This is a genomic window from Streptomyces sp. NPDC048441 (genome assembly GCF_043200235.1).
Classification (GTDB): domain Bacteria; phylum Actinomycetota; class Actinomycetes; order Streptomycetales; family Streptomycetaceae; genus Streptomyces.
The window spans coordinates 21,012-39,056 of record NZ_JBICXM010000021.1 but is presented as its reverse complement, the minus strand read 5'-3'; the positions used below and the strand labels follow the sequence as shown (position 1 = coordinate 39,056).

The following is an 18,045-nucleotide window of genomic DNA, read 5'->3' as shown; positions in this document are numbered from 1 at the left end:
AGTTGTGGGTGTCAGATGCAAGTAGCTGGGTAGGTGCGCGCTCGCGTCAGTTCGTCCTGCCCCTGGAGTCACCCTGTGTCACCCATGAGCCTGCCCGGTCCCACTCGTACCGCTGTGATCGCCATCGGAGCCGCGACGCTCACGCTTCTCGGTGCGCTGGCGGTGTTCGGCTCCGGTGAAGTGAACGCGAGCCCGGCGCCCGAGCCGAAGGTCCAGGACACCTTCGACTCGCTCGGCCCCGCCGTGCACGCGGCGAAGCTCTCGAACGGTCGGACCGCTCACTACTCCGACACGGGGAACAAGAAGGGCAAGCCCGTCCTCTTCATAGGCGGCACCGGCACGAGCGCTCGTGCCGCGCACATGACGGACTTCTTCCGTACGACCCGCGAGGACCTCAGTCTGCGTCTTATCTCCGTCGAGCGCAACGGCTTCGGTGACACGGAGTACGACGAGAAGCTCGGCAAGGCGGACTTCGCCGACGACACCCTCGAAGTCCTCGACAAGCTCGGCGTGGACGACGTGAGCGTGATCGCGATCTCCGGCGGTGGTCCGTACGCGGCGGAGCTCGCGGGGCGCGCCCCCGGGCGGATCTCGGCCCTACACCTCGCGGCGGCCCTGCCGCCCTACGGCACGAAGCCCGCGTACTGCTCGATGTCCGACGACGAGCTCGCCGGCACCGTGAAGGACTCCATCCGGGACCCGCGCAAGTGGTGGGCCTTCCCGGACGACAGCCCCGTGAAGTCGATACCGGGCTTCGCCGACACGGCGTACGAGGAAGGCGCTCGCACCTACAACCAGCGCGGCCAGCAGGCGGACCCCGCGCCGCAGGTGCACGAGCAGAAGCTGTACTGCGGGCGGCCGGGTCCTGATCTCTCGAAGCTCGACGCCCCGGTTTATCTCTACGGCGGCAAGAAGGACACGACGGTGCCGCCCGCGACCCTCAAGACCTGGCAGGACGCGTTGCCGGGCAAGGCGAAGGTGCGGACGTACGCCGACTCCGGGCACGACGTGCAGTACCGCCACTGGGACCAGATCCTGGTCGACCTGGCCGGACACGGTGACCGCACGGTCATCTGCCGCGGCAAGCACACGCGCGTGCTCCCCGCGGACGAGGCCGACCAGCTCGTCGCCAAGGGCAAGGCCACCCTGGGCAGCTGTGCCTGGAAGAACAACTAGCCGGAGCGACTAGCCGGGCAGTGTCAGCCTGAACAGCGCGCCCCCGCCCGGCGCGCTCTCCGCCGAGAGCTCCGCGCCGTGTGCGTGGGCGATCTGGCGGGCCATCGCGAGGCCGAGGCCCGAGCCCGGCAGGGCGCGGGCCTTCTCGGCGCGGTAGAAGCGGTCGAAGACGTGTGGGAGGTCCTCGTCCGCGATGCCGGGGCCGTGATCGCGGACCGTCAGGCCGGTGGGGTTGAGCGAGATCTCCACGGGTGCGACCGGCGGGCTGAACTTGGCCGCGTTGTCCAGGAGGTTGGTGACGAGGCGTGAGAGGCGCGCGGGAACGCCGGGGATGCTCAGGTCCGCCGCTTCTCGTGCCACCTGGAGCGTGAAGGGCACCTGCGGCCAGTGGCCGCGCGCCGCGTCCACGACATGGGCGACCAGGGGAGCGAGCCGCACCTCCTCCAGGAGGGGCTGCGGCTCCTCGTCCCTGGCCAGCTCGATCAAGTCGTTGACCATGCCGGTGACTTCGCGCAGCTGACGGCCGAGGGCGCCGGACGCCCGTTCGCGCTGGGCATCGGTCAACCGGTCGGCGCGGGCGAGGAGTTCGGCGTTCGTGCGCAGCGCGGTCAGCGGCGTACGCAGCTCGTGCGAGGCGTCGGCGACCAGGCGGCGCCGCGCGGTGACCGACTCCTCCAGCTCGGCGAGCATCGCGTTGAACGCGGCGGCCAGGCGGGTCACCTCGTCCTCGCGGCCCGGCGGCCCCGGCGGCAGCTCGATGCGGTGGCGGGCGTCACGGGTCGCGGCGATGCGCTCCGCCGTGGCGGTGAGGCGGGCGACCGGGGCGAGGCCGGTGCGGGAGACCCAGTAGCCGCCGAGCCCCGAGAGGAGCACTCCGGCGCCACCCACGGCGGACAGGAGCGAGGCCGCCTGCCGTACGCCGCGCTCCGCGATGTCGGCGCGCAGGGCGACCTGTACGGCGTCTCCCTTGCCGTAGTGGGTGGTGTACATCCGGGTGGGCTTCCCGTGCAGCGTGAGGCTCGTGTAGTACGGCGCCGCCCGGCCGCCCGCGACTTTCCGGGTGGACTCGGTGACGGGGAGCAGATAGGGCTTCGCCGGATCGTTCGCCGGGTCGGCGGGGACGATCTGTGAGCAGGCGGGGGCGCCCATGAAACGGCATTCGCCGGTGACGACGCCGGGCTCGGGGTCGTAGTTCCGCTGCTGGGCGATGAGGGTCGCCGACTGGGCGAGGTTCTGGTCGAGCTGCTGGTACAGCTTGAAGCGGATGACGAGGAACGCGGCCACGCACACCCCGACCGCGACCAGCGCGACGGCCGCCGCCGCGGCCACCGCGAGCCGGGTGCGCAGCGGGCGGCGGCGGAGCCACCGGGTGCCGAGCCTGCGGCGGGCGCTCATGGGCTGCCGAGCCGGTAGCCGATGCCGTGCACGGTGTGCACGAGGCGTGGCTCGCCGTCCGACTCCAGTTTGCGGCGCAGGTAACCGACGTACACGGCAAGGGAGTTGGAGTCAGGGCCGAAGTCACGCCCCCAGACCGCCTCCTGGATGATCTCGCGGGGCAGCACCTGTCCCGCGTTGCGCAGGAGCAGTTCGAGCAGGGCGGACTCGGTGCGGCTGAACTCGACCGCGCGGTGGCCGCGGTGGCCGGTGCGGGTCGACGGGTCCAGGACGAGATCGGCGTACGCGAGGTCGTCGCCGTGCGCGGTGGCGGGCTGTTCCGGCGTCGCGCGGCGCAGGAGGGCGCGGACGCGGGCGACGAGCTCGTCGAGGGCGAAGGGCTTCACCAGGTAGTCGTCGGCGCCCGCGTCGAGGCCGTCGACGCGTTCGCTGACGGAGCCGAGGGCGGTGAGGACGAGGACGGGGGTGCGGTCGCCGAGCGCGCGCATCTGCCGGCAGACGGCGAGGCCGTCCATGACGGGCATCAGCACGTCCAGGACCACGAGGTCCGGCTCCCAGCGGGCCACCGCGGTGAGTGCCCGCTGCCCGTCGGGGGCGCCGCGGACGAGGTGGCCCTCGATCGTGAGGGCGTCCTCTACCGCCGCGCGGACCTCGGGATCGTCGTCCACGACGAGGACCTTGGCGGCGGGGGGTGCGGTCATGCCGGGCCCGCCGTGCTGGAGGCCTGCCGGGTGGAGCTCGGAGATCTCATGGTCCAAAGGTGCCAAACCCAGCTCTTAAAACACTCTTAGACCTGCTCGTAATGCTCCATTGCCATGCGAACACCCGATATGCGATCCCCCGGGACAGGGCCGCGCGCCCCTCTCTCCGTCGTCATCGGCGCGGGCGGCACCGGTGGGCACATCTATCCCGGCCTCGCCCTCGCCGACGCCCTGCGGCGCGCCGTGCCGGGCGCGGTCGTCTCCTTCGTCGGTACGGAACGGGGGCTCGAGACCCGGCTGATACCGGACGCGGGATACCGCCTGCACACCGTCGACATGATCCCGTTCGATCCGTCGCTCGGCGCCAAGCGGTTCCTCCTGCCCGCCGCCCTGGTGAAGTCCGGCGCCCAGTGCCGGGCGATCCTGCGGGCCCAGGGCGCGCAGGTCGCCGTCGGGATGGGCGGCTATCCGAGCGCGCCCGTCATCGTCGGCGCCAAAATGGCCGGTCTTCCCAGCCTCATCCACGAGTCCAACGCCGTCCCCGGCCGCGCCAACCGTTTCGCGGCCCGCCTCACCCCGAACATCGCCGTCGCCTTCGACCGCAGCCGGGAGCATCTGCCGGGTGGCGACCGCGCGTACACCACCGGGATGCCCATCGCGGCGCCGCTCGCCGCGCTCGACCGGGGTGCGCTGCGGGCCGAGGCCCGCAGGGAGTTCGGGGTGCCGGAGGGGGCAAGGGTTCTCCTCTTCAACGGCGGCAGCCTCGGCGCGGCCCGGCTCACCGAGGCCGCGGTGGGGCTCGCGGCGCGGTGGCGGCACCGCACCGACGTACATCTGCTGATCAAGACGGGGCCCACCGCGCTCGACGAGACGCGGCGGCGGCTCGTGGAGGCGGGCGCGGAGACGGTCGCCAAGGCCGTTCGCTATCTCGACCGGATGGACCTCGCGTACGCCGCCGCCGACCTGGTCATCTGCCGTGCCGGTTCGGCGACCGTCGCCGAACTCGCCGCCACCGGGGTCCCGGCCGTCCTCGTGCCCTACCCGCACGCGCCCGGCGACCACCAGACCCACAACGCGCGCGTCCTCTCCGACGCAGGTGCGGGTCTGCTCCTTCCCGACGGTGAGACGACCGCGGCGCGGCTCGCGGAGCTTGTCGGGCCGCTGCTCGCCGATCCGGCGCGGCTCGCCGCGATGAGCGGGGCGGCCGATCCGGGACCGCACGCGCGGGCCGCCGATCTGCTCGCCGAGCGGGTCATCCAACTCACCCACCACACACCCCACTTGGAGTACGCATGAGCAACAAGGGCACGACGTTCAGCTGGGCCGACCGCACGGTCCTCGTCACCGGGGCCGAAGGCTTCATCGGCTCGACGCTGGTCGACCTGCTCCTGGAGCAGGGGGCGAAGGTGCGTGCCTTCGTGCACTACAAGCCGTACGCGGAGAAGGGGCACCTCGCCCATCTCCTCGGCGACCCGCGGGTCGAGATGCTCGCCGGTGACGTCCGGGACGCGGGGCGCGTGATGGACGCGGTGGCGGGCTGCGACACGGTCTTCCACCTGGCGGCGCTGATCGGCATCCCGTACTCCTACGACTCCCCGGGTGCGTACGTCCAGACGAACGTCGTCGGTACGGAGAACGTGGCGGAGGCGTGCCGGCGGCACTCGGTGCGGCGGCTCGTCCATACGTCCACGAGCGAGGTGTACGGGACGGCGCTGACCGCCCCCATCTCGGAGGACCACCCCCTCCAGCCCCAGTCCCCGTACTCCGCGTCGAAGATCGGCGCCGACATGATGGCGCTGTCGCACTGGCACGCCTTCGAGCTGCCGGTGACGGTGGTCCGCCCCTTCAACACGTACGGCCCGCGGCAGTCCGCCCGTGCGGTGATCCCCGCGATCCTTGCCCAACTCCACTCCGGCGCACGGGAGATCAAGCTGGGCTCGCTCACGCCCACGCGTGACTTCACGTACGTGACGGATACGGCGCGGGGCTTCATGGCGATGGCGCAGTGCGATGCGGCCGTCGGCCATGCGGTGAACCTCGGGGTGGGGGAGGAGATCTCGATCGGCGATCTCGCGGAGGCGCTGATCGGGGCGTCCGGCCGCGAGGCGAGGGTGGTCGTGGACCCGGCCCGCCTGCGCCCCTCGGGCAGCGAGGTCCAGCGCCTCCTCTCCGACAACTCCCGGGCCCGGGAGTGGGCGGGCTGGACTCCGGAGGTCTCCTTGACGGAGGGCCTGAAGCGGACGTCGGCGTGGGTCGCCGAGAACCTCCGGCTCTTCGCGGCTGACCGCTACCAGGTGTGACCGGAGAGCGGAGTGCTACTGCTGGGCGGCAGCCGCAGCGAGACCGCCCAGCAGTAGCAACGTGAAGCGGCGGGCCCAGTCCTCGTCGACCGGCTCCGCGCTGACCAGGGCGCGGTGGACCACCGCACCCGCGATCACGTCGAAAATGAGGTCGGCGGTCCGCCCCGCGGCGGCGGCGTCCGGCTCCGGGGGGAGTTCACCCCGCTCCTGCGCCCGCCTGCGCCCCGCGAGGACCAACCGCTTCTGGCGGTCCACGATCGACGTACGGATCCGCTCCCGCAGTGGTTCGTCCGACGTCGACTCGGCCACCACCGCCATCAGCGCGGTCTTCGTCTCGGGGCGGCAAAGGAGTGCCGCGAACTGGAGCACCACACCTTCGATGTCCGCCGCCAGGCTGCCGCGGTCCGGGAGTTCCAGTTCGTCGAAGAGTTCCGCCACCGCGTCCACGACCAGCTCGCTCTTGCCCGCCCAGCGCCGGTAGAGGGTCGTCTTCGCGACGCCCGCGCGCGTCGCGACATCGCCCAGGGTCAGCTTTGACCAGCCCAGTTCGACCAGGGCCTGGCGGGTCGACTCCAGGATCGCGGTGTCCGTCGCGGCGTTGCGGGGACGGCCGCCCGTACGGGCGGATGGGGGGGTGCGGCTCTGCATCCCGCGACCATACCGGCCAGTACGGAGTCGGCCGGAGCGGCGGCGAGTGAGAGCGAGTGAGGCAGATCACCGAACTTCGCGTGGGCCCGCCGCCCACCTGGCAGCGCTCGGCAGTTACGCTACGACTCGTAGCGAAAGAGAGGTGGGCGGGACGAACGGCAATTCCTCGCCGCCCACGCTCCTTCGCCGAGTGACAACCACAGCGACAAACCACAGCGACACAACAGCAACACCACAGCGACAAGCGTCGGCACAGGGTGGGGACCCAGGCCGACAACCACCGGTCCTCCTCGGGACCTTGGCGCCACGGCTGTCCGCGGCCCCGCAATCCGGCGGGGGGCTTCGGACGGACGGGCGCGGTTCCCGTACGGCTTGGGGGAGGATGTACTCATGCAGCCACGGAACATGTCCATGAGCGGAGTCGTCGACCTCGCCGCCGTGAAGGCGGCCCAGGAGGCCAAGGCGAAGGCGGAACAGGCGCGCGCCGAAGCGGCCAGGCAGGGCGGGGGCGCCGTCTCCGGTGTCTCCCCGTCAAGTCTCGTCATCGACGTCGACGAGGCGGGTTTCGAGCGCGAGGTCCTGCAGCGTTCCACCGAGGTGCCCGTCGTCATCGACTTCTGGGCCGAGTGGTGCGAGCCGTGCAAGCAGCTGAGCCCGCTGCTCGAAGGCCTCGCACGGGAGTACAACGGTCGTTTCGTCCTCGCCAAGATCGACGTGGACGCGAACCAGATGCTGATGCAGCAGTTCCAGGTCCAGGGGATCCCGGCGGTCTTCGCCGTGGTGGCGGGACAGGCCCTGCCGCTCTTCCAGGGCGCGGCCCCGGTCGAGCAGATCCGCCAGACCCTGGACCAGCTGATCCAGGTCGGCGAGGAGCGCTTCGGTCTGACCGGCGTCACGGTCGACCCCGACGCCGAGGGCGGGGACGAGCAGCAGGAAGCCCCCGTCGCCGAGATCCCGGCCGGGCCGTACGACGCCCTGCTCGAATCCGCCGTCGAGGCGCTGGACGCGGGCGACTTGGCCGGAGCGGTCCAGGCGTACCGCAACGTACTCAGCGATGACCCCGGTAATACGGAGGCCAAGCTCGGTCTGGCCCAGGCCGAACTGCTCCAGCGCGTCCAGGGTCTGGACCCGCAGCAGGTCCGCAAGGACGCCGCCGACCGTCCCGCTGATGTGGCCGCGCAGATCGCCGCCGCCGACCTGGATCTGGTGGGCGGTCATGTGGAGGACGCCTTCGGGCGGCTCATCGAGGCGGTCCGGCGTACGGCGGGTGAGGACCGGGACGCCGCGCGCGTGCGGCTGCTCGAACTCCTCGATGTGGTCGGCTCGGACGACCCGCGGGTGAGTGCGGCGCGTACGCAGCTCGCACGGGTGCTGTTCTGATCCGACAGGTCGGACTGGCCGGACAGGTCCGAGAGGTCCGAGAGATCCGATAGGCCCAACAGGTCCGACACATCTGATCTTGCACGGTTGTTCGGCCCCGCGGGGACCGTTCGCTGACCAGTCCCTAAACACTGGGGCTTGTGATGCCCGAGTGAAAAATTCGCCGACAGAGCGTCACAGTGGCCGCGCTTTACCAAATCTTGGTAAACGCGGCCACTGTTACTTGGAGTAAGACCGGGCGGCTCTTCTGTCCTGTTGTGCCCTTCAACATCCTGTTCTGTTCCGCCTCTCGGTTGCACCGTCCGTGGCCGACCGATACCGCGCGGTCGTGCTTCGGTTATCGCGCCGTTACTAGCCAGTAACGAACCCCCTTGTGCGGGGGCCGAGAATGCACCACGATCGGCGACGCTCGGTCCAATAACCCGCAGCCCGACAGCCAATCGGGAGCGGGGTTTCTGGGTCCCCACCGAGCAGGCCGGAGGCACCCCGCCGACGGTCTTGGACAGGGGGGTCTCTGCCATCCGGCAGGGCCTGTCCGGCAGGTTGTGCGTGTCGCGTGCGACCAGTGGTTGTCGCTCGGGGGTGATCTCCCGAGGACGTAGCGCTTCTCCCATCCCTGCCCGACTGAGCGCCCAGCAGTCAGGGCCGGAGATGTACGTCCGAGAAGGAGGAAAGTCATGGAGTCCGTGGCTCGTGGCGGAACCAGATGGAAGCGGTTCGCCGTAGTCATGGTGCCGAGCGTCGCGGCTACTGCCGCGATAGGCGTGGCCCTCTCGCAGGGTGCACTTGCGGCATCGTTCAGTGTGTCCGGTCAGCAGTTCAAGGTGACTGCCGACCAGCTCGACGGCAAGGGATTCGTCCAGTACGGGGCGCTTGACAGCGGTAAGTCGGGTAATCACCCGGTCGCCGTCGTCGGCCTCGAAACGGCCGAGATCACCAACCTCTGCCAGTCGGTCGTTGTTCCGGTCCCGGTGTTCGGCGATGTGTCGATGACCCTCAAGGCCGGCGGCAAGGGCGGCCCGAAGGTCGAGGCGAAGAAGCTCTACATCGACGCCGATGACCTGAAGGCCGACGCGACGTTCACCAATGTGGACATCGGCGTCTCGGTCGACCAGACCACCAAGGGCCCTGGGCCGTCGAAGGGCGACAAGTACGCCCCGGACTCGTTCGCGCAGCAGGCCGACGCGGTGCGGTTCACCGACGTCAAGCAGCGCGCGTGGGCGACCACCGCCGGCACCTTCAAGCTCTCGGGCCTGGGTATGTCGGTCAAGAAGGGCAAGCACGAGTGCTACTGAGGCGATTGATGCCTTAAGAGCGCTACTTGCTGCGAATAACGGCCGGGCGCGGGGACGCGACGGAAATCACCACCGTCCCCGTCCCCGTGCCCGAATCCGCAGGACACAGAACCAACGCCATTCCCCGAGGAGCTGTACGACATGAGCGCCGAAGCGCAAGTGGGACTGGGCGACAAGCTCGGTCGGATGCGCCAATCGTTCCGAGGGTGGCGCGGTCAGCGCCCGTTCTGGGGTGGTCTGCTGACGCTGCTCGGCGGCATCCCGATCATGTACTTGCCGTACGCGAACCTCACGCTCGGCACGATGACGATCCGGATGGCGACGACCGCCGGTGCCGGTTCGCTGATCATCGGTGTCCTGCTTGTCGTGCTCGGCCTGACCATGTGGTTCCAGCCGCATTCCCGGGTCTTCGCGGGTGTCGCGGCGATTCTGCTCGCCCTGGTCTCCCTCGTCGTCTCCAACTTCGGCGGTCTCGTCATCGGCTTCCTGCTCGCTCTGCTCGGCGGTGCCCTCGGCATCTCCTGGGCGGCGGTCAAGCCGGCGAAGCCCGCCAAGGGACGTAAGGACGGGGACGCCGACGGCTCCGAAAGCTCCGAAGACGGGGCGCCGGAGCCCGCGGCCGCCGGGGCCTCGAACGGGGTGAGCGGCACTACGGACGATCTGTCAGGAACGAGCCCGGACAACGGGACGAACGGGAGGCACCGTGCCGGCTGACGAGGTGCACCATGAGGACTCCGCGGGCGAGCTCCGCGCGAGATCCGGGCCGCGCCACGCGGCACCCAGAAAGCCGCTCCTCACTCGCCTGCATGTTCCCGCGGGCAAGGCGATAGCCATCGCGGCCATGCCGACCGCGGTCCTTATGGGCATGGGACTGACCCCCCAGCTCGCGCAGGCCAAGCCGCTGCCGAAGAACCCCTTCCAGGACGGCCCGTGTGTCACGGCGCCGGACGAGGCGTCCAAGGACACCGAGAAGGAAGCCGACGAGGCCGCCGAGAAGAAGGCGGAAAAGGCTGCGGCGGACAAGGCCGAGAAGGAAGCGGCCGAGAAGAAGGACGGTAAGGACGGCGCCGGCAAGGCGACGGACGAGCCGACACCTTCGCCCTCCACCGGTGACAAGGCCGGTTCGGACGCCGACAAGGCCGAGCCGACCCCGTCCGCCTCGGAGGATGGCACCGACAAGGCCGAGGAGCCCGCTCCGGAGCCTTCCGAGACCAAGAACCCGCTGGACCCGCTGGGCGTCGGTCCGGCGCTCAAGGACCTCTTCACGCCCGACGAGAAGGAGTCCGCGAGCCCGAGCCCGTCCGCCTCGGAGGAGACTGAATCCTCCGGGTCCGCCGAGTCCTCCAAGGACCCGGTGAAGGACACGGTCGACGACGTCACCAAGCCGGTCGACGACACCGTCGACGGGCTCAAGGACGGCGTCAAGGACGGTGCCGACAAGGCCGGGGACTCGGTCGACAAGGCCAAGGAAAAGGCTGAGAAGGCGGCTGAAGAGGCTGCCGACAAGGCCAAGGCCGAGAAGGCCGAAGACCCGATGGCGGCGGACGAGAGCGGCAAGAAGCCGTTCCCGTGCGTGGTCGAGAAGAAGGTCGACGGGGAGTCCGAGAAGACGCCCTCGCCGATCCCGAACCAGCCGTGGAACCTGGAAGCCAGCTCGCTGACACTCAAGGGTGCGGACTACCAGGGCGTCGTGAACCTGACGATGCCCAACGGCAAGACCAAGCAGTCCTTGAAGTACGTCATCGACGCCACGGACATCGGTGATCTGCACCAGATCGTCGACGGCCCGAGCGGCAAGAAGTACCACGTCGAGGCCGAGAAGGGCTCCACGTCCACGATCCGTGGTGGCAAGACGACGATGTACACCGAGTCGATCTCGGGCAAGCTCTTCGGCCTGATCCCGATCACGTTCGACCCGGAGCACCCGCCGCCCCTGAACATCCCGCTGATCTACTTCACGGACGTGAAGGTCAAGCAGGCGGGCCAGTTCGGCGGAAACCTGCACGTCCCCGGTCTGCAGCAGTCGATCACCGACTGATCTTCAACGGGAGCCGCAAAGCGCTGAGGGCGCCCCCTGAACCAGGGGGCGCCCTCAGTGTCGTACCAAGTACCCAAGTACCAAGTACTTAGTACCAAGGCGTGTCAGCCGCCCAGGTGGTGCACCCGGACCATGTTGGTGGTGCCGGGGACGCCGGGGGGCGAACCGGCCGTCATGACCACGGTGTCGCCGTCGTTGAAGCGGTTCAGCTTGATCAGCTCGGCATCGACGAGCTCGACCATCGCGTCGGTGTTGTCGACGTGCGGCACGACGTACGAGTCCACGCCCCAGCTCAGGGTGAGCTGGTTGCGGGTCGCCTTGTCGGTGGTGAAGGCCAGGATCGGCTGGGCCGCGCGGTAGCGGGACAGACGGCGGGCCGTGTCACCGGACTGCGTGAAGGCGATCAGCGCCTCAGCGCCCAGGAAGTCCGCGATCTCGCATGCGGCACGGGCCACCGAACCACCCTGCGTACGCGGCTTCTTGCCGGGCACGAGCGGCTGCAGGCCCTTGGCGAGCAGCTCCTCCTCGGCCGCGATGACGATCTTCGACATCGTCTTGACGGTCTCGATCGGGTACGCGCCCACGGACGACTCGGCGGACAGCATGACCGCGTCCGCGCCGTCCAGGATCGCGTTGGCGACATCGGACGCCTCGGCGCGCGTGGGGCGCGAGTTGGTGATCATCGACTCCATCATCTGGGTCGCGACGATCACCGGCTTGGCGTTGCGGCGGCACATCTCCACGAGGCGCTTCTGCACCATCGGGACCTTCTCGAGCGGATACTCGACGGCCAGGTCGCCACGGGCGACCATGACGGCGTCGAAGGCCGCGACGACGCCCTCCATGTTGGCGACGGCCTGCGGCTTCTCCACCTTGGCGATGACGGGGACCCGGCGGCCCTCCTCGTCCATCACCTTGTGGACGTCCTTGACGTCGCCCGCGTCGCGCACGAAGGACAGGGCGACCATGTCGCAGCCCATCTTCAGGGCGAAGCGCAGGTCCTCGACGTCCTTCTCGGAGAGCGCGGGCACGTTCACGGCCGCGCCGGGCAGGTTGATGCCCTTGTGGTCGGAGATGACACCGCCCTCGACGACGATCGTCTTGACGCGCGGGCCCTCCACCTCGACGACGCGCAGCTCGACGTTGCCGTCGTTGATGAGGATCTGGTCGCCCTTGGAGACGTCACCGGGCAGACCCTTGTAGGTGGTGCCGCAGATGGACTTGTCACCGGGGACGTCCTCGGTGGTGATGGTGAACTCGTCACCGCGCACCAGCTCGACGGGGCCCTCGGCGAAGGTCTCCAGGCGGATCTTCGGACCTTGCAGGTCGGCGAGGACGCCGACGGCACGGCCGGTCTTGTCGGCAGCCGCACGGACGCGGTCGTACCGCCCCTGGTGCTCGGCGTGCGTGCCGTGGCTGAAGTTGAAGCGGGCCACGTTCATACCGGCTTCGATCAGCGAGACGAGCTGCTCTTCGGAGTCGACGGCGGGGCCCAGCGTGCAGACGATTTTGGAACGGCGCATAGGGGCGATCCTATCGGTTTGTTTCGCTACGGAATATTCCGTCTGGTGGAATCTACAAATGGGCGGCAGTGCGCTCAGGCGTGGCGGTCGAGCGTGGCGGTCATGACGGGTCTCCGAGCGTCGCTACCAGTGCGTACGTCTGCTGCGCGATCTCCAGCTCCTCGTCGGTGGGGACAACGGCGACCGCGACGCGCGCGTACTCCGGTGAGATCAGCCGAGCCTCGTCGGAACGTACAGCGTTGAGCTCCCCGTCGACCGCGAGCCCCAGCTCCTCGAGACCCGCGACGGCAGCCTCCCGCACGGGCGCCGCGTTCTCACCGACCCCCGCCGTGAACGCGATGGCGTCCACCCGGCCGAGCACCGCGTAGTAGGCGCCGATGTACTTCTTCAGACGGTGGATGTAGATGTCGAAGGCGAGCGCAGCCGCCTGGTCGCCCTCGTCGACGCGGCGCCGGATCTCCCGCATGTCGTTGTCACCGCAGAGACCGACCAGACCGCTCTTCTTGTTGAGCAGGGTGTCGACCTCGTCGATCGACATCCCTCCGACGCGGGCCAGATGGAACACGACCGCCGGATCCACGTCACCGGAACGGGTACCCATCACGAGCCCTTCAAGCGGCGTGAGCCCCATTGACGTATCGACGCACCTGCCGCCCCGCACGGCGCTCGCGGACGCGCCGTTGCCCAGGTGCAGCACGATGACGTTCACGTCATCGGGCGTCTTGCCGAGCAGCTTGGCCGTCTCCCGGGACACGTACGCATGCGACGTCCCGTGGAAGCCGTAGCGCCGCACGCGGTGCTCGTCGGCGGTGGCCACGTCGATCGCGTACCGCGCGGCCGACTCCGGCATCGTCGTGTGGAACGCCGTGTCGAAGACGGCGACCTGGGGAAGATCGGGGCGCAGGGCCTGGGCGGTGCGGATGCCGGTGATGTTGGCGGGGTTGTGCAGCGGCGCCACCGGGACGAGCCGCTGGATCTCCGCGAGCACCTCGTCCGTGATGACCGTCGGCGCGGTGAACTTCAGTCCGCCGTGCACCACGCGGTGGCCGATCGCGGAAAGCTCGGGGGAGTCGAGACCGAGCCCGTCGGCGGCGAGCTCGGCGGCGACCGCCTTCAGGGCCGCCTCGTGGTCGGCGATCGGTTCTTCGCGTTCACGCTCCTCGCCGCTGCCCGTCAGCGGGGTGTGCTTGAGCCGTGAGGTCTGCTCGCCGATGCGCTCGACCAGGCCGACCGCGAGACGCGAACTGTCGCGCATGTCGAGGAGCTGGTACTTCACCGACGAGGAGCCGGAGTTGAGGACGAGGACGCGAGTGGCAGGGGGTGCCGAGCGAAGCTCGTCGGGTAGGGCGGTGGTGGGAGACGGGTGGGCGGTCACGGGGGAGATGCTTTCTGTAGACGTCATACGGTGGCGGCGGCCGGGCCCTGGGCCTGGATCGCGGTGATGGCTACGGTGTTCACGATGTCCTGGACGAGGGCGCCGCGGGACAGGTCGTTGACCGGCTTGCGCAGGCCCTGGAGCACAGGCCCGACGGCGATCGCGCCGGCCGAGCGCTGGACGGCCTTGTAGGTGTTGTTGCCGGTGTTCAGGTCCGGGAAGATCAGCACGCTGGCCTGGCCCGCGACCTCCGAGTCCGGCAGCTTCGTCGCCGCGACCGAGGGCTCGACGGCTGCGTCGTACTGAATGGGCCCCTCGATCTTCAGATCGCTCCGGCTCTCCCGCACCAGTTCAGTGGCCTCACGCACCTTGTCGACATCGGCTCCCGACCCTGACGTACCCGTCGAGTACGAGAGCATCGCGATCCGCGGCTCCACGCCGAACTGCTCGGCGGTGGCGGCCGCCTGGACGGCGATGTCGGCGAGCTGCACGGCGTTCGGATCCGGGTTCACGGCGCAGTCGCCGTACACGAGAACCTTGTCGGCGAGGCACATGAAGAAGACGGACGAGACGATCGAGGCATCGGGCTTCGTCTTGATGATCTCGAAGGCGGGCCGGATGGTGGCGGCCGTGGAGTGAACAGAACCCGACACCATGCCGTCGGCGAATCCTTCCTGCACCATCAGCGTCCCGAAGTAGTTCACATCGGCGACGACGTCGTGCGCGAGCTCGACGGTGACTCCCTTGTGGGCGCGCAGCTCGGCGTACTTGGCGGCGAAGGCGTCCCGCAGTTCGGAGGTCTGCGGGTCGATGAGCTGCGAGTCGGCGAGGTCGACACCGAGATCCGCGGCCTTCTTGCGGATCTGCTCGACGGGTCCGAGCAGAGTCAGATCGCAGACGCCACGCCGGAGCAGCACATCGGCGGCGCGCAGGACGCGCTCCTCGGTGCCTTCGGGCAGGACGACGCGCCGCTTGTCGGAGCGGGCGCGCTCGAGGAGCTTGTGCTCGAACATCATGGGCGTGACGCGGTCGCTGCTCGGAGCCTGTACGCGGGTGAGAAGCCCGGCGGTGTCGACGTATCGCTCGAAGAGCCCGAGGGCGGTCTCCGCCTTGCGGGGCGTGGCGGCGTTCAACTTCCCTTCCAGGGCGAAGAGTTCGCCCGCGGTGGGGAAGGAGCCGCCGGAGACGGCGATGACCGGGGTGCCGGGCGCGAGCCGGTCGGCGAGCTTCAGGATGGCCTCGCCCGGCTGCTCGTTGAGGGTGAGGAGGACGCCCGCGATGGGCGGCGTACCGGCGCTGTGCGCGGCCAGCGAGCCCACGACCAGGTCGGCGCGGTCGCCGGGGGTGACGACGAGGCAGCCCGGGGTCAGGGCGTTCAGGAAGTTCGGCAGCATCGCACCGCCGAAGACGAAGTCGAGCGCGTCACGGGCCAGGCCCGCGTCGTCGCCGAGTACGACGCGGCCGCCGAGCGCGTGGGCGATCTGGGCGACCGTGGGGGCGGCGAGGGCGGGCTCGTCAGGCAGGACGTAGCTGGGCACGGGGAGGCCGGCCGCGAGGCTGTCGTGGATCTCGTCGCGGTCGGCGGGCGCCACGCGGTTGGTGACCATCGCGAGGACGTCGCAGCCCAGGCTCTCGTAGGCGCGGTAGGCGTTGCGCGTCTCGGCGTGGACGGATTCGACGGTCTGGTCCTTGCCGCCGACGACGGGTATCACGGAGGCGCCGAACTCATTGGCGAGCCGGGCGTTGAGTGCGAGTTCGTCCGGCAGCTGGGTGGCGGCGAAGTCGGTGCCGAGCACGAGGACGACTTCGTAGTCCCTTGCCACCCGGTGGAAACGGTCGACGAGCTGGGAGACCAACTCGTCGGTGCCCTGCTCGGCCTGGATCGCGGAGGCCTCGTGGTAATCCATGCCGTATCCGGACGCCGCGTCCTGCGCGAGCCGGTAGCGGGCCCGAAGAAGATCGAAGAGACGATCAGGGCCGTCATGGACGAGCGGTCTGAAGACCCCGACCCGGTCGACCTGGCGGGTCAGGAGTTCCATGACTCCCAGCTCGATGACCTGGCGGCCGTCGCCCCGGTCGATCCCGGTCACGTACACGCTGCGCGTCACGCGTGCTCTCTCCTTCGCTGCGGTGCCGTGGGTGCGTACCCGGCGGGGCCGGGCGAGGCCGGACAAATGCCCCGATATGGTTGCCGTGCCTACTTGACGATACCTCTGGGGCTGGCTACGACGCCCGCCGGACGAAGGGGCCCGTGCGGGCGGTACCCCCGGTACGCGAGTGGCGATGGGGCGGCTATGGGGCGGCGACGCGTTCGCGCTCGTGGAACAATCAGACCGGCTCACACGGACCGGCTCACAAGTATCAGCAGCGAGCAGGAGAAACAGCGCGATGCGTATCGGAATTCTCACCGCAGGCGGCGACTGCCCCGGCCTCAACGCAGTGATCCGGTCGGTCGTGCACCGAGCCGTCACGCACTACGGTGACGAGGTCATCGGCTTCGAGGACGGTTACGCGGGCCTGCTCGACGGCCGCTACCGCTCCCTCGGCCTCAACGAGGTCAGCGGCATCCTGGCCCGTGGCGGAACGATTCTCGGCTCGTCACGCCTGGAGCGCGACCGCTTCCGCGCGGCCTGCGAGGACGCGCCCGCGCTCGCCAAGGAGATCGGCTTCGACGTCCTGATCCCGATCGGCGGCGAGGGCACGCTCACGGCCGCGAAGATGCTGTCGGACGCGGGCCTGTCGGTGGTAGGGGTCCCTAAGACAATCGACAACGACATCTCCTCAACAGACCGCACCTTCGGCTTCGACACGGCGGTGGGGGTGGCGACGGAGGCGATGGACCGCCTCAAGACGACGGCGGAATCCCACCAGCGCGTGATGGTGGTCGAGGTCATGGGCCGCCACGCGGGCTGGATCGCCCTGGAGTCCGGCATGGCCGGCGGCGCCCACGGCATCTGCCTCCCCGAGCGCCCCTTCGACCCCGCTGACCTGGTCAAACTGGTCGAGGAGCGGTTCTCGCGCGGCAAGAAGTTCGCGGTGATCTGCGTGGCCGAGGGCGCGCACCCGCAGGACGGCACCATGAATTACGGCGTGGGCGCGATCGACCAGTTCGGCCACGAGCGCTTCCAGGGCATCGGCACGGCACTCGCGTACGAACTGGAGACCCGCCTCGGCAAGGAGGCCAAGCCGGTCATCCTGGGCCACGTCCAGCGCGGCGGCACCCCGACGGCGTACGACCGCGTCCTCGCCACCCGCTTCGGCTGGCACGCCGTGGAGGCGGCACACCGTAAGGACTTCGGCCGGATGACGGCGCTGCGGGGCACGGACATCACGATGGTGCCGCTGGCCGAGGCGGTCACGGAGCTGAAGACGGTGCCGAAGGACCGGATGGACGAGGCGGAGTCGGTCTTCTAGGGGCTGCGGGGTCCGGGGTCCGGAGGGCGTCACTCCCCGGCGTTCCCCGTCCCCTGAAGCTGCGCCCAGAAGTGCTCAAGGATCTTGTCCAGGAAGTCCCGCCCGGCGCTCCCCGAGGCATCGGCCCCGGCGCCACCGCCCCAGCTGAGCGTCCGGACCATCCGGGACTGATAGTCGGCGTGCAGTTGCTGAAGCACGTCTTCCAGGTGCCGCTTCTGTACGGGCAACATCTTGCCGACGGGCCGGACGTACCCCTGCCAGCGGGATGTCACGGCGCTGCGCAACAACTCGGCGAGTTCGTCGGAGCGCCCGGTGACGGCGATGAAGTCGGACAGGGGGAGGTTCAGCACCTCGGCGAGGGCGGCGGACTGCCGCTCGTTGCCGCGCCAGGTGTTGGTCTCCTCCATGTGCAGATAGACCTGGATCTCGACCCCGGCCCCTCGCGCGACATCTTCGGGGGCAAGCCCGCGCGCAAGCCGGTGCTCGCGCAAGGTGGTGGCGGCGCCCATGAGCTCACCGGGGGAGCACCACAGGGTCCCCGCGAGGGCGGTGAGCTCGGCGGAGGTGGGCGCGGCGAGCCCACGCTCCCAGGCGGCGATGGTCTCGGGGGTGATGTAGGTGAGCCCATAACTCGCCCGCATCCCGTAGGCGACGTGCCCATGCGCCATGCCGAGGGCCTCGCGAAGGCGCCGGGCGGCGGGGAAGTTGAAGGGGGGCGTGGGCTGGTGTGACGGTTGGCTCGGTTGCACGGGCACACGGTATGGGGGCGGGGGGCTGGCGACTACGGTGTGTTCCTACGA

Annotated in this window: 15 protein-coding genes; 8 read left to right on the top strand and 7 right to left on the bottom strand. The window is 69.7% G+C overall.

Annotated features, from left to right (window positions below; genetic code table 11):
• Nucleotides 1-84 precede the first annotated feature (84 nt).
• Nucleotides 85-1,176 (top strand): alpha/beta fold hydrolase, encoded by a 1,092-nt coding sequence (locus tag ACGFSB_RS35445; RefSeq protein WP_393408133.1) that lies wholly within the window; start codon nucleotides 85-87, stop codon nucleotides 1,174-1,176.
• Nucleotides 1,177-1,185: 9 nt separating this feature from the next.
• Here the strand turns inward: ACGFSB_RS35445 and ACGFSB_RS35440 are convergent, their stop codons facing one another.
• A complete protein-coding gene (locus tag ACGFSB_RS35440) occupies nucleotides 1,186-2,571 on the bottom strand; it encodes a sensor histidine kinase (protein WP_393408130.1) in 1,386 nt (461 codons plus the stop codon).
• A complete protein-coding gene (locus ACGFSB_RS35435; protein ID WP_393408313.1) occupies nucleotides 2,568-3,272 on the bottom strand; it encodes a response regulator transcription factor in 705 nt (234 codons plus the stop codon). The genes ACGFSB_RS35440 and ACGFSB_RS35435 overlap by 4 nt, the downstream gene beginning before the upstream one ends.
• A 114-nt stretch (nucleotides 3,273-3,386) precedes the next feature.
• Between ACGFSB_RS35435 and ACGFSB_RS35430 the strand changes: the two genes are divergently transcribed.
• Together ACGFSB_RS35430 and ACGFSB_RS35425 are read left to right on the top strand one after the other, a co-directional pair.
• Nucleotides 3,387-4,568, top strand: coding sequence for a glycosyltransferase (locus ACGFSB_RS35430; RefSeq protein ID WP_393408128.1), 1,182 nt, complete (start codon nucleotides 3,387-3,389; stop codon nucleotides 4,566-4,568).
• Entirely contained in the window at nucleotides 4,565-5,572 is a 1,008-nt protein-coding gene (locus ACGFSB_RS35425; RefSeq protein WP_393408126.1) for an SDR family NAD(P)-dependent oxidoreductase, read from the top strand. The genes ACGFSB_RS35430 and ACGFSB_RS35425 overlap by 4 nt, the downstream gene beginning before the upstream one ends.
• Before the next feature lie 15 nt (nucleotides 5,573-5,587).
• On the opposite strand, the gene ACGFSB_RS35420 is transcribed toward ACGFSB_RS35425, so the two are convergent.
• Nucleotides 5,588-6,220 (bottom strand): TetR/AcrR family transcriptional regulator, encoded by a 633-nt coding sequence (locus tag ACGFSB_RS35420; RefSeq protein ID WP_393408124.1) that lies wholly within the window; start codon nucleotides 6,218-6,220, stop codon nucleotides 5,588-5,590.
• 390 nt (nucleotides 6,221-6,610) lie between these two features.
• Here ACGFSB_RS35420 and ACGFSB_RS35415 point away from each other — a divergent pair, with 390 nt between their 5' ends.
• From ACGFSB_RS35415 to ACGFSB_RS35400, 4 genes are all read left to right on the top strand, one after another.
• Nucleotides 6,611-7,600, top strand: a complete 990-nt coding sequence (locus tag ACGFSB_RS35415) for a tetratricopeptide repeat protein (protein ID WP_393408122.1) — start codon at nucleotides 6,611-6,613, stop codon at nucleotides 7,598-7,600.
• Nucleotides 7,601-8,277: 677 nt separating this feature from the next.
• Nucleotides 8,278-8,895, top strand: coding sequence for a DUF6230 family protein (locus tag ACGFSB_RS35410; RefSeq protein WP_393408119.1), 618 nt, complete (start codon nucleotides 8,278-8,280; stop codon nucleotides 8,893-8,895).
• A gap of 141 nt (nucleotides 8,896-9,036) precedes the next feature.
• The gene (locus ACGFSB_RS35405; RefSeq protein WP_393408117.1) at nucleotides 9,037-9,609 is read left to right on the top strand and encodes a DUF6114 domain-containing protein; all 573 of its coding nucleotides are present in this window, start codon (nucleotides 9,037-9,039) and stop codon (nucleotides 9,607-9,609) included.
• Nucleotides 9,599-10,933: a hypothetical protein gene (locus tag ACGFSB_RS35400; protein WP_393408114.1), complete on the top strand. Its 1,335-nt coding sequence runs from the start codon at nucleotides 9,599-9,601 to the stop codon at nucleotides 10,931-10,933. The genes ACGFSB_RS35405 and ACGFSB_RS35400 overlap by 11 nt, the downstream gene beginning before the upstream one ends.
• Before the next feature lie 104 nt (nucleotides 10,934-11,037).
• On the opposite strand, the gene pyk is transcribed toward ACGFSB_RS35400, so the two are convergent.
• The 3 genes from pyk to pta all read right to left on the bottom strand — a co-directional run bounded on the left by pyk (nucleotide 11,038) and on the right by pta (nucleotide 15,939).
• Entirely contained in the window at nucleotides 11,038-12,456 is a 1,419-nt protein-coding gene (gene pyk, locus ACGFSB_RS35395) for a pyruvate kinase (RefSeq protein WP_393408111.1), read from the bottom strand.
• 100 nt (nucleotides 12,457-12,556) lie between these two features.
• Nucleotides 12,557-13,831 carry an acetate kinase gene (locus ACGFSB_RS35390; RefSeq protein WP_393408109.1) on the bottom strand — a complete coding sequence of 425 codons (1,275 nt, stop codon included), beginning with the start codon at nucleotides 13,829-13,831 and terminating at the stop codon, nucleotides 12,557-12,559.
• Between the two features lie 23 nt (nucleotides 13,832-13,854).
• Entirely contained in the window at nucleotides 13,855-15,939 is a 2,085-nt protein-coding gene (pta, locus tag ACGFSB_RS35385) for a phosphate acetyltransferase (RefSeq protein WP_393408106.1), read from the bottom strand.
• Nucleotides 15,940-16,219: 280 nt separating this feature from the next.
• Between pta and ACGFSB_RS35380 the strand changes: the two genes are divergently transcribed.
• The gene (locus ACGFSB_RS35380; RefSeq protein WP_393408104.1) at nucleotides 16,220-17,245 is read left to right on the top strand and encodes a 6-phosphofructokinase; all 1,026 of its coding nucleotides are present in this window, start codon (nucleotides 16,220-16,222) and stop codon (nucleotides 17,243-17,245) included.
• A gap of 29 nt (nucleotides 17,246-17,274) precedes the next feature.
• On the opposite strand, the gene ACGFSB_RS35375 is transcribed toward ACGFSB_RS35380, so the two are convergent.
• Complete coding sequence (locus ACGFSB_RS35375; protein WP_393408102.1) at nucleotides 17,275-18,000, bottom strand: helix-turn-helix domain-containing protein; 726 nt, start codon at nucleotides 17,998-18,000, stop codon at nucleotides 17,275-17,277.
• Nucleotides 18,001-18,045 lie beyond the last annotated feature (45 nt).